The 11,645-nt window shown below is 36.9% G+C and carries 13 protein-coding genes; all 13 read right to left on the bottom strand.

Annotated elements, in window-relative coordinates; genetic code table 11:
- Positions 1–12: 12 nt before the first annotated feature.
- Complete coding sequence (gene dusB / locus NKG37_RS06830; protein WP_016204769.1) at positions 13–1,014, bottom strand: tRNA dihydrouridine synthase DusB; 1,002 nt, start codon at positions 1,012–1,014, stop codon at positions 13–15.
- 25 nt (positions 1,015–1,039) lie between these two features.
- Positions 1,040–1,255 (bottom strand): helix-turn-helix domain-containing protein, encoded by a 216-nt coding sequence (locus NKG37_RS06825; protein ID WP_016204768.1) that lies wholly within the window; start codon positions 1,253–1,255, stop codon positions 1,040–1,042.
- Positions 1,204–1,731 carry a 2-amino-4-hydroxy-6-hydroxymethyldihydropteridine diphosphokinase gene (gene folK, locus NKG37_RS06820; RefSeq protein WP_016204767.1) on the bottom strand — a complete coding sequence of 176 codons (528 nt, stop codon included), beginning with the start codon at positions 1,729–1,731 and terminating at the stop codon, positions 1,204–1,206. Before folK ends, NKG37_RS06825 begins: the two co-directional genes overlap by 52 nt.
- Complete coding sequence (gene folB, locus NKG37_RS06815) at positions 1,728–2,093, bottom strand: dihydroneopterin aldolase (RefSeq protein ID WP_016204766.1); 366 nt, start codon at positions 2,091–2,093, stop codon at positions 1,728–1,730. The genes folK and folB overlap by 4 nt, the downstream gene beginning before the upstream one ends.
- Positions 2,086–2,919: a dihydropteroate synthase gene (gene folP, locus NKG37_RS06810; protein WP_016204765.1), complete on the bottom strand. Its 834-nt coding sequence runs from the start codon at positions 2,917–2,919 to the stop codon at positions 2,086–2,088. Before folP ends, folB begins: the two co-directional genes overlap by 8 nt.
- Positions 2,913–3,788: an aminodeoxychorismate lyase gene (gene pabC, locus NKG37_RS06805; RefSeq protein ID WP_101728765.1), complete on the bottom strand. Its 876-nt coding sequence runs from the start codon at positions 3,786–3,788 to the stop codon at positions 2,913–2,915. Before pabC ends, folP begins: the two co-directional genes overlap by 7 nt.
- Positions 3,789–3,792: 4 nt before the next feature.
- Complete coding sequence (pabA, locus tag NKG37_RS06800) at positions 3,793–4,374, bottom strand: aminodeoxychorismate/anthranilate synthase component II (protein WP_101728764.1); 582 nt, start codon at positions 4,372–4,374, stop codon at positions 3,793–3,795.
- Positions 4,371–5,783 (bottom strand): anthranilate synthase component I family protein, encoded by a 1,413-nt coding sequence (locus NKG37_RS06795; RefSeq protein WP_254416020.1) that lies wholly within the window; start codon positions 5,781–5,783, stop codon positions 4,371–4,373. The genes pabA and NKG37_RS06795 overlap by 4 nt, the downstream gene beginning before the upstream one ends.
- A gap of 165 nt (positions 5,784–5,948) precedes the next feature.
- Positions 5,949–6,884 carry a cysteine synthase A gene (gene cysK / locus NKG37_RS06790; protein ID WP_101728763.1) on the bottom strand — a complete coding sequence of 312 codons (936 nt, stop codon included), beginning with the start codon at positions 6,882–6,884 and terminating at the stop codon, positions 5,949–5,951.
- A 213-nt stretch (positions 6,885–7,097) separates the two neighbouring features.
- Positions 7,098–7,976, bottom strand: coding sequence for an Hsp33 family molecular chaperone HslO (gene hslO, locus NKG37_RS06785; RefSeq protein WP_016204760.1), 879 nt, complete (start codon positions 7,974–7,976; stop codon positions 7,098–7,100).
- Between the two features lie 52 nt (positions 7,977–8,028).
- Positions 8,029–8,805, bottom strand: a complete 777-nt coding sequence (locus NKG37_RS06780) for a type III pantothenate kinase (protein ID WP_169187588.1) — start codon at positions 8,803–8,805, stop codon at positions 8,029–8,031.
- A gap of 270 nt (positions 8,806–9,075) precedes the next feature.
- The gene (gene ftsH / locus NKG37_RS06775) at positions 9,076–10,986 is read right to left on the bottom strand and encodes an ATP-dependent zinc metalloprotease FtsH (protein WP_169187587.1); all 1,911 of its coding nucleotides are present in this window, start codon (positions 10,984–10,986) and stop codon (positions 9,076–9,078) included.
- 106 nt (positions 10,987–11,092) lie between these two features.
- Entirely contained in the window at positions 11,093–11,641 is a 549-nt protein-coding gene (gene hpt / locus NKG37_RS06770) for a hypoxanthine phosphoribosyltransferase (protein WP_048719106.1), read from the bottom strand.
- Positions 11,642–11,645: the final 4 nt, after the last annotated feature.

The raw sequence follows: 11,645 nt of genomic DNA, 5'->3' as shown, positions 1-11,645 counted from the left end.
ATACGTTCAAAATTAGCCTACTTCCATTTCAAATCGTTCTCTTTCCTCTACCTCTAAGACTAAAGCGTTCAAGAGTGTCACTAGCTGCTCTCTAGTCTCACATTCATTAACTGCGTTTCTTGTTTTTGCATTCCCTTTAATGCCTTTCAAATACCAAGCAGCATGTTTTCGCATTTCTCTAACTGCTACATACTCGCCTTTTAAGCTAATTAATCGATCTAGATGAAGAATACATACATCCATCTTTTCACGTATTGACGGATCACTTACTAATTCTCCTGTTTCTAAATACTTAACCGTACTATAAATCATCCACGGATTACCTAGAGCGGCTCTCCCAATCATTACACCATCACAGCCAGTTTCATCTAACATTCTTTTTGCATCTTGTGGTGTATTTACATCTCCATTACCCATTAAGGGAATATTGATCGATTGTTTTACTTCACGGATAATATCCCAATTTGCTTTTCCTTCATACAGTTGCACACGTGTCCGGCCGTGTAATGCAACCGCTGCTCCGCCTGCACGTTCAACTGCTTGTGCATTTCTTACTGCATATATATGGTCTTCATCCCATCCCATACGCATTTTAACCGTTACTGGTTTATCAACATTTTCAACCACAGCAGAAACCATATCATAAATTTTATCTGGATCTAACAACCATTTAGCACCTGCATCACATTTTGTAATCTTTGGCACAGGACACCCCATGTTAATATCAATAATATCTGCATTAGTATTCTTATCAACAAATTGCGCCGCTTCCACTAATGTTTCTTTTTCGCCGCCAAAAATCTGTAAACTCATTGGATTTTCGCGCTCATCTATATAAAGCATGTTCATTGTTTTCTTGTTTTTTAAAACAATGCCTTTATCACTAATCATTTCCGCACAAACAAGACCCGCTCCAAATTCCTTAACCGTTAGACGAAAAGCAGAATTTGAAATACCAGCCATTGGCGCAAGCACAACACGGTTACTGATTTCAACATTTCCTATTTTAAACAACCTTTTACCCCCTGATGAACCGCGCTTATTTATTTTGATGTGGATCTAACTCTTCTCTTGTTATCTTTAGTACCCCTACAATAGAATCAATCATTTCTTCTGAAGGCATACGATTCCCCCGCTCAATCTCTCCTAATATAGAAACAGAAACAAGTAACTCTTTTGCTAAACTTTCCTGTGTATATCCTTTTAGCTTTCGAAAAGCTCGAATACGTCTTCCCCATTTTTCTGTCGTTTCCATACCTTTACTCCTTCTCTATCTCGCAAAAGCTTCAAACTTTCTTTTAAAAGTATTGATTTATTTGGTAACTTTATATCTGGAGCAATTTCTATTAACGGAACTAAAACAAATGCTCGCTCTTCTATTCTTGGATGTGGAATAATTAGCTTCTCTGATACTATATTTTCATGATTATACAATAAAATGTCAAGGTCTATTGTTCTTGGGCCCCACTTAATTATCCTTTTTCTTCCAAGTTCACTTTCTATCCTCTGGCATTGTTCTAATAAAGATAAAGGGTTTAATGAAGTTTCAATCTGGACGACAATATTCAAAAATAGTGCTTGTTCCTCATATCCAACTGGATCTGTTTCATAAATGGATGAAATATTTACCACTTTTATTTCTTCTTGACTTTGCAACATTTGCACAGCTTCATATATGTATTCAAACCGATTTCCAATATTCGATCCTAACGATAAATAAACTTCATTCATCCTTTTCTCTTCCTCGTAATTTCCACAGCAACCGATTTATAGTGACCTGGAATAGGTGGGTCTGGTTTAATGATACAAACGGTTATACTTTCAATGAGGGAATAAGATGATAAAAGTTTCCGTGTGATATTCTCAGCTACCGCCTCAATCAATTTATACGGTTTTCCTTCCACTATCTCCTTGACATCTAAAAAAAGCTGTCCATAATTCACCGAATATTGTAAGTCATCTGTTTCTCCAGCCTTTGCTAAATCCACTTCTGCCTGTAAATCCACAATAAAGCGTTGACCCAATTTATTTTCTTCTTTAAAAACACCATGATAACCATAGAATTCCATTTGATTTAATATGATCTTATCCACTGTATTCTCCCTTTCCCATCAGTGCATCCATCATGCGTGCCATCCGCGTCATTTCTTTTACATCATGAACACGGATTAGCTGACATCCTTTTTGAATACCATAGCAAATAGTTGCACCTGTTCCTTCTATTCGTTCTTCTACAGGTAAATTCAAAACATTTCCAATCAATGATTTTCTAGAGGTAGCAAGCAACACTGGATATCCCATAGCTACAAGTCTATCTAAGCCCCTCATCATTTCCAAGTTTCCGTTTAAATCTTTCGCAAAGCCAATACCAGGATCAAGGATAATTTTCTCGTTAGAGACTCCTGCTCCTATAGCAATATCGATACTTTCCTGCAAATCAGAGACTACATCTTCTAAAAAGGACGTATAGTTAAGATTATCTCTATTATGCATTAAGATAAGTGGAGCTTGATATTCAGCTGCAATAGCTGCCATGTTAGAGTCTCTTTTCGCTCCCCATATATCATTAATAACATGAGCACCTGCTCGTAAAGATTGTCTTGCTACTTCACCTTTATATGTATCAATCGATAAGGGAACTTCTACCTCCATCTTTAATCGTTCAATAATCGGGATAACTCGTTCCAATTCTTCTTCGACCGAAATTTCTGTATATCCAGGTCTGGTAGACTCCCCACCTATATCAATAATATCTGCTCCGTCCTCTACCATCTGGATCGCACGCTCTACCGCTTTGTCTACTTCGTTATATTTACCGCCATCGGAAAAGGAATCCGGATTTACATTTAAAATTCCCATTACAATTGTTTTTTGTTCATAATCCAATGTATATGGGCCACACTCTATTTTATTTACCATTCCTTTATTCCTCCTAACTCTTTTACCGACCATAATTGATTAGTATGTTTTCTATACTTTTTATGCAGCATTGTAACAATAGGACCTTCCATTCCCTTATATACATTAGTTTCTATTCTTTTAATCGGTATTATCTCCTGGATAGAATTTGTTGCAAATACCTCCTGGGCATGCTCAAGGATATCAAGCGAAAACATACCTTCTTTAATAACTATCCCTTTATCCTGTGCAAGTTTTAAAATAAACTGCCTCGTAATCCCATTCAAGATGCCCGTTTGCAAGCTAGGGGTATAGAGCTCACCGTCAATAATCCAGAAAAGATTAGATGTAATCCCCTCTGCTATATATCCTTCCTTTGTTAAGAAGATTCCTTCCATGGTCATCTCCGGTCCAATCTCACGCTTAGCAAGGATATTATTAAAAAAATGATGGGATTTTAAGCGAAAGGCTCCTTCTGGCGTATTCCTTGAAATTGCAACTATTTTCCCCGTTTTTTCAACCATACCAGCTGCCTTTGGAAGAGGCTTTATATACACAATGGTATTTGGTTGTTTATATGGCTCTGTTTGGAGTCCGATCATTCCACTTCCTGCTGAAATATTCCAGCGAATATAAGCATTTTCAATCTTATTTTTACTCAGTAGAGCTTTAATAATAGATACTGCCTCTTCTCGTCCAAAAGACTTCTCTATATTCATCTCTTTTAATCCTTCATTTAATCGTTCAAGATGATCTTCTAATAAAAAGGGATGACCTTCATATACACGCAACGTTTCAAATAAGCCTACTCCATACATAAAGCCGTGGTCAAAAACCGATACAACAGCTTCTTCCTGGGGAATAATCTTTCCATTTAAGTATATATACATCTTCTCACTCGGTTCCTTCTCGATAAGATTGAATAAAGTTATGCAAAATTTCCATACCAGCTTCAGTCATAATAGATTCCGGATGGAACTGCACGCCTTCGACTGGAAGCTCTTTATGCCTAAGCCCCATAATCTCCCCTTCTTTCGTCCAAGCAGATATTTCCAAACACTCAGGTAATGTTTCTTTTTTTACAATCAAAGAATGATAGCGTGTAGCCGGGAACGGATTAGGCAAACCTTGAAAAATAGTTTTGCCATCATGATAGATAAGCGAAATCTTTCCATGCATTAAATTGGCTGCTTGTACAACCTCTCCTCCAAAAACTTGTCCAATTGCTTGATGACCAAGACATACACCAAAAATCGGTAATTTACCAGCAAAGGTTTGAATAGCTTCCAAACTAATCCCTGCATCATTCGGAGTACACGGTCCAGGAGAAATCATTAAATATGCTGGGTTGTCCTTTTTTATTTCCTCTATAGAAGTTTCGTCATTTCTTTTTACTTGTAATTCTTGTCCTAATGAACCTAAGTATTGCACAAGGTTATAGGTAAAAGAATCATAGTTATCAATCATGTAAATCATTTCCTACCACCTAGTTTCTCTTCCGCCAATTCTTTCGCATTCCACAGCGCTCTAGCCTTTTTCATTGATTCTTTGTATTCATTTGCAGGTATAGAATCAATCACTATTCCCGCACCCGCTTGTACATATGCTTGGTTGTCCTTCACCAGCATCGTTCTAATCATAATATTTAATTCCATATCATGATTAAAGCCAATCCATCCTAATGAGCCAGTATAAGGGCCACGACGCACTGGCTCTAATTCTTCAATGATTTCCATTGTGCGTATTTTCGGAGCTCCCGTGATTGTTCCACCCGGAAACATGCTATCAATAAGATCAAATTCATCTTTCTCGTCTGCAAGTTGTCCTTTTACATTGGATACTATATGCATAACATGGGAATACTTTTCAATTACCATAAATTCGTCGACTTGCACGCTCCCGTACTCACATACTCTCCCTAAATCATTTCTTTCTAGGTCTACTAACATAACATGTTCTGCTCTTTCCTTTTCACTCTCGATCAACTCACGAGCAAGTACTAAATCCTCTGTCTTATCCTTCCCACGTGACCTTGTTCCCGCTATCGGACGTGTGCTTACTTCTTTTCCCTTCTTTTTGACAAGAAGCTCTGGCGACCCACTAACTAACTGAAACTCAGGTGTATGAAAATAGCCCATATAAGGAGATGGGTTTAATATTCTTAGTTGCTTATAGACATCGAGCGCAGACACGTGCAACGGTTTAGCCTGTCGAACAGATAAATTAACTTGAAATACATCACCCTGCGAAATATATTTCTGAATCTTGCGCACAGATTGTTGAAATTCATTATCTTCAATCGATACCTTTACACCCTCAGACTTTACTACATCACCTTGTATTTGTTCCTCTTTACTTTCGTCCCCCCATCCTAATGCATAGGTTTCGACTTTATCCCGAACGATGGCTAATTGATTTTCTTCATATAACCCAGATATCCATAATTCATTTTCTTGATGATCATACGTAAACCACTCTTCAAATAACAAAAAGAATACATCCGGGATATCCATATCATCAACTGTCTGATTAGGAATCTTTTCAATATATCGAATATAATCATAGCTAATAAACCCGAGTGCTCCTCCTTGAAACTCAGGCAGCTTCGGATCAGCTTCTACAACATAATTATTCATTACCTCTTTAATCGAATGAAGCGGATTGCCTTTGATTAATACAATGCCTTGTTTATCTATCACTTCTAACCGATTATTTCTACCTATCATTTTTACTACAGGGGAAATAGCACCAATGCTATATCTGCCACCCCGTCCACTTTCTAATAAAACATAATGGGATTCATCTTCAGCAAGTGTTAAAAAACTCCTAAAAAACTGTTCATACGAGAGAGAAATCGTCTTACTATATATCTTGTAATTCTTCAATCAGGCTTCGCTCCTTACGTTTTTATATGTTCTCATCATACAGGATGAACAGAGAAAAATACAAAAAAATCATATGTTTTTGTGCTTAACTATTTAACATTGTTTCAGCATAACAAAAAACAAAAAGCCCCCTTTTTAAGGAGGCTTCTGTAAGCTTAACTTTTATTATTCTTCTTCATCAAATTGATAAAGAGGTGTGCTTAGGTAGCGTTCTCCGTTACTTGGGATAATCGCTAATACTTTTTTCCCTTTTCCTAGCTCTTTTGCAACTTGTAACGCTGCGTAAATAGCTGCACCTGAAGAAATCCCACCTAATACGCCTTCTTCTTTACCTGCACGACGCGCATATTCAAAAGCATCTTCTGTTGAAACTTTAATGATGCCATCGTATACTTCACTATTTAAGATATCTGGAACAAATCCAGCACCAATTCCTTGGATTTTATGCGGTCCTGGTTTTCCACCTGACAGCACTGGAGAATCAGCAGGTTCTACTGCATAAATTTTGATATCATTATATTTTTCTTTTAACACTTCCCCAGCACCAGTGATTGTTCCACCTGTACCAATACCAGCAATGAATGCATCTAAACCTTCATCACCGAAAGCATCCACGATTTCTGGTCCAGTTGTTAACCTATGTACTTCAGGATTAGAAATATTTTTAAATTGTTGGGGAATAAAATAGCCATTTTCTTTTGCTAATTCTTCTGCTTTGCGGATAGCTCCACCCATTCCTTCTGGTCCTGGTGTTAATACTAGCTCAGCACCATAAGCTTTTAGCAATCTACGACGTTCAATACTCATTGTTTCTGGCATAACTAAAATAGCACGGTAGCCTTTTGCTGCAGCAACCATAGCAAGTCCAATACCTGTATTTCCACTTGTTGGCTCAATGATAGTGCTACCTGGTTTTAAATCCCCGCTTTTTTCAGCAGCTTCAATCATCGCTAACGCAATACGATCTTTTACACTGCTTCCCGGATTCATGTATTCTAATTTTAAATAAACATCTGCACTAGAATCATCCACTAAACGATTTAATTTTACAATGGGTGTTCCACCGATAAGATCTACTACAGAATTTGCGATTTTTGACATTTGCAATCTCCCCTTATCTTTATTCCGAGTATTTTAATTGGTTTTATAATATTAATTTACCAAATGGCACCTTCATTTGTCAATCTATATGTTTGTATTTTCCGAAAAATTAATTATATTTCCATTCCCAAAAAACTCTCTCCCTTTCAATAAAAAAACACCTTGAAAATGGTGGAAAACAACCAGCCTTTCATGGTGTTTCAATTTTTCTTCTTACTTCGCCTCTTCAAGTAATTTTTCTAGCTCGTCTTTGTTAAACATATACTTCTCATTACAGAAATGGCATTCAGCTTCCGCTTGTCCGTCTGTTTCGATAATATCTTCGATTTCTGCTTGCCCTAAGCTAATAATAGCATTAGAAAATCTTTCTTTCGAACATGTACACGTAAATGAAATAGGCATTTTTTCAATTACTTTTACATTATCTTTTCCACAAACCTCTTCTAATAATTCCTCTGGTGTTAAACCTTTCTCAATTAACTTAGAAATAGGTGGTATTTCGCTTAGCCTATTCTCAATTTTCGTAATCGTATCCTCTTTTGCACCTGGCATTAATTGAATAATAAATCCTCCTGCAGCTAAAATGCTGTCATCCGGATTTACTAACACGCCAACTCCGACAGAGGAAGGTACCTGTTCTGAATTAAACAGATAGTAAGTAAAATCTTCTCCAAGCTCCCCTGAAACGATAGGAACCTGACCGGTAAAATAGTCGCGCATTCCGATATCTTTTACAACAGATAACGTCCCTTCTGTCCCAACCGCTCTTCTCACATCTAATTTCCCATGCTCATTTAAATCGAAATGAACTTGTGGATTGGTAACATATCCACGTACTTCGCCTTTTGCATTACCATCAACTAGGATAAGCCCAATTGGACCGCCACCATCGATTTTCACTGTTAATTTTTGATCTCCTTTAAGCATTGCACCTAACATTGCTGTTGCTGTTAAAGATCTACCTAAAGCAGCTGATGCTGTTGGCCAAGTATGATGTCTTCTTTGCCCTTCTCCAACTGTTTCTGTACTTCTTACTGCATATGCACGAACTTCACCATCAAACGCTAACGCTTTTACTAAATAATCACTCATAATTTACTCCTTTATCTTATTCCGTTTCCAAACAGTTCATCTTTTCATTTTGCTATTTTAGTGTATCCTTATTTTTTTTATAAATAAGCTGCAATCCCTTTAATGTTAGAAACGGATCTATTGCATCAATAATATTTGATTCTTTGGCAATAAGGTTTGCTAATCCTCCTGTTGCAATAACCTTCGGCTTAACAACACTGTCTTCCTTCATTCTCTTCACTATGCCTTCAACCTGTCCTACATAGCCAAAAAGAATTCCTGATTGCATCGCAGAAACAGTATTTTTACCGATTACTCCTTCTGGTCTCGCAATCTCGATACGAGGCAATTTAGCTGCTCTAGAATACAAAGCCTCTGTAGCTATATTAATCCCCGGCGCTATAGCACCACCCATGTATTGCTTATGTTCATTTATATAGCAGAAAGTCGTCGCTGTACCAAAGTCCACCACGATCAACGGGCTTCCATATTCATGAATAGCTGCGACCGCATTAACAATTCGATCTGCCCCTACCTCTTTCGGATTATCATATTTTATGTTTAAGCCGGTTTTTGTTCCTGGACCAACTACTAACGGTTTCAATTGGAAATACTTTTGGCACATTCTTTCTAATGAAAACATGATTGGAGGAACAACCGATGAAATAATAATCCCATCAATATCCGAAAATGTTAAACCAACATGGTCGAATAGAGATTTAATGATCATACCATACTCATCTTCCGTTTTATAACGATTTGTTTCGATTCTCCAATGATGTTTTAATTCTTCTTTATCATATACACCTAATACTATATTTGTATTTCCAATATCAAAAACAAAAATCATTATGGTCACCACTTCTTTATTAATATAATTCTATTTACCATATAGCTTTCTCTTTACTTATTATTAGTATCTTTTCACACCTATCACTAACACCTTACCTAAGCTATATGTAAACGTTCATGTTCAATACTGGAAATATCATAACATACAACAGGAAAGAGACAAAGCCTAAAGCAACAGCTGCTATCTATACACCTATTATTGTAGTATTAACAAATAGATAAAAAAGGACACGCTTTTAAGCGTATCCTTTTTACTGATGATCGAGATTTACTCGTCTCTATCATCCTTTTTATTAATATTTACCTTTACATCCTCTGAACCTAAAGTAGTATCTACCTGTTTCGTACGATCTGGCAGAACACCGTCTTTATACAAACTATTGATTTGTTCTGCGTCCAACGTTTCGATTTCAAGAAGTGTTTCAGCGATTAGGTTTAACTTCTCACGATTTTCTGTAAGAATTTGTTTCGCTCTTTCATAACACTCTTTTATGATTCGTTGAATTTCTAAATCAATATCATATGCAATTGCATCAGAATAATTTTGTTCATTATTTAAATCTCTGCCTAGGAACACTTGACTTTGTGCTTGACCGAATTGTAATGGTCCAAGCTTATCACTCATCCCATACTCTGTTACCATCTTACGAGCAATCCCTGTAGCTCTTTGGAAATCATTATGTGCTCCGGTACTTACTTCACCAAATACGATATCCTCTGCCACACGACCACCAAGTAATCCAGTAATCTTATCAAGAAGCTCTTGTTTTGTCATTAAGAAACGATCTTCCTTAGGAAGCATAACTGCATATCCACCAGCTTGACCTCTAGGTACGATTGTTACTTTATGAACCATATCAGCCTCATCTAACACAACACCGATAATTGTATGACCTGCTTCATGGTAAGAAACAATATTTCTTTCTTTTTTAGAAACAACTCGGCTTTTCTTGGAAGGTCCAGCAATAACACGGTCTGTTGCCTCATCCATGTCTTCCATATCAATTTTCTTCTTATCAGCTCTCGCAGCAACAAGCGCTGCTTCATTTAGAAGATTTTCTAAATCAGCTCCAGAAAATCCTGGTGTACGCTGAGCAATGCTTTTTAGATTGACAGACTCATCTAATGGCTTATTACGAGCATGTACACGTAAAACTGCCTCACGACCATTAACATCTGGTCTGTCTACCGTAATTTGTCGGTCAAAACGACCTGGACGTAATAATGCAGGGTCTAAAATATCAGGACGGTTTGTAGCAGCGATAATAATAATACCTTCGTTTGCACCGAATCCATCCATTTCAACTAATAGTTGGTTTAAGGTTTGTTCACGTTCATCGTGTCCTCCACCTAAACCAGCTCCACGCTGACGACCGACTGCATCTATTTCATCAATGAAGATAATACAAGGAGCATTTTTCTTCGCATTTTCGAATAAATCACGAACACGTGAAGCCCCTACCCCTACAAACATTTCTACGAAGTCAGAACCACTGATGGAGAAGAAAGGTACGCCAGCTTCTCCTGCAACCGCTCTAGCAAGTAGTGTTTTACCTGTTCCTGGAGGTCCATTAAGAAGGACTCCTTTTGGTATTCTTGCACCTAGCTCAGCAAATTTACGTGGATCTTTTAAGAATTCCACTACTTCTACTAGTTCTTGCTTTTCTTCGTCGGCTCCTGCTACATCATTAAAGCGAACTTTTTTCTTTTCTTCATTGTAAAGCTTTGCCTTACTTTTACCAAAGTTCATTACTCGGCCGCCGCCGCCACCTTGGGCTTGATTGAGTAAGAAGAAAAATAAGATGAAAATAATCACAAACGGGATAATTGAAGTAAAGAATGTGATCCATCCACTTGTTTCTTGTGCAGGCTGAACATCGATATCAGAACCTTCTGTAGCAGCTTTCAAGATCACTTGAGCATTTGTTTCATTGTTTGTTACATAAGAAACAAATGTTTCATTTTCTTTGTAGCCCTTTAATTTCCCTCGTACTTCAAGTACACCTCTTTCAGGCTGCTGCGTTATTTCTGCAACATCACCAGCTTCAAGGTGATTTATTAATTCAGTATATGTTAAATGCTTGGTAGGCTGATTATTTCCATTGAAAAAACTAACCACACCGATAATTACTAAAAAGATTAATAAATAAAAAATGGTATTACGAAAAATACGGTTCATCCCTTACCTCCTCCCACGGTAAACAAACTATAGAGTATAGTAACATAGAAAATTAAGTAAATTCAAGGAATTACCCTTTCTGGATCTGAATTCCTTTCTTTTATCCTTATTTACTATCACTTGCATAAACTTCCGGTTTTAAAACACCAATATAAGGTAGATTACGATATTTTTCTGCGTAGTCTAATCCATACCCCACAACAAAAGCGTCTGGCACGTTAAATCCTACATAATCTGCTTCAAGATCCGTTTTTCTACCAGAAGGTTTATCAAGAAGAGTCACAATTTTGATTGATTTTGCTTTACGATAACGGAACAACTCTACAAGATAACTTAATGTTAATCCACTATCAATAATATCCTCAATAATTAGTATGTCTCTTCCTTCAACAGAAGTATCCAAATCTTTTAAAATTTTTACTTCTCCAGAAGAAACAGTAGAGTTACCATAACTTGATACATCCATAAAATCCATCTCTAGGTATGTATCCACTCGCTTTAAAAGATCGGCCATAAAGGGCATAGCACCTTTTAACACTCCAATTGCCAAAGGAAATTTATCTTGATATTCCTCTGTAAGTTGAAAAGCCAAATCCTTGATCTTACCTTGTATTTCTTCTTCAGATATCAATATTTTTTCAATATCGTGTTTCATTTCT

This window comes from Niallia sp. RD1, assembly GCF_024219955.1.
Lineage (GTDB): Bacteria > Bacillota > Bacilli > Bacillales > Cytobacillaceae > Niallia > Niallia alba.
The sequence above is the reverse complement of the archived record's forward strand: the minus strand, read 5'-3'. Positions and strand labels throughout refer to the sequence as shown.

Coding starts and splice junctions, on each gene's coding strand:
- NKG37_RS06825 (WP_016204768.1), bottom strand. CDS start 1,255: ATGGAAACGACAGAAAAATGGGGAAGACGTATTCGAGCTTTTCGAAAG.
- folK (WP_016204767.1), bottom strand. CDS start 1,731: ATGAATGAAGTTTATTTATCGTTAGGATCGAATATTGGAAATCGGTTT.
- folP (WP_016204765.1), bottom strand. CDS start 2,919: ATGGTAAATAAAATAGAGTGTGGCCCATATACATTGGATTATGAACAA.
- pabC (WP_101728765.1), bottom strand. CDS start 3,788: ATGTATATATACTTAAATGGAAAGATTATTCCCCAGGAAGAAGCTGTT.
- pabA (WP_101728764.1), bottom strand. CDS start 4,374: ATGATTTACATGATTGATAACTATGATTCTTTTACCTATAACCTTGTG.
- cysK (WP_101728763.1), bottom strand. CDS start 6,884: ATGTCAAAAATCGCAAATTCTGTAGTAGATCTTATCGGTGGAACACCC.
- hslO (WP_016204760.1), bottom strand. CDS start 7,976: ATGAGTGATTATTTAGTAAAAGCGTTAGCGTTTGATGGTGAAGTTCGT.
- NKG37_RS06780 (WP_169187588.1), bottom strand. CDS start 8,805: ATGATTTTTGTTTTTGATATTGGAAATACAAATATAGTATTAGGTGTA.
- ftsH (WP_169187587.1), bottom strand. CDS start 10,986: ATGAACCGTATTTTTCGTAATACCATTTTTTATTTATTAATCTTTTTA.
- hpt (WP_048719106.1), bottom strand. CDS start 11,641: ATGAAACACGATATTGAAAAAATATTGATATCTGAAGAAGAAATACAA.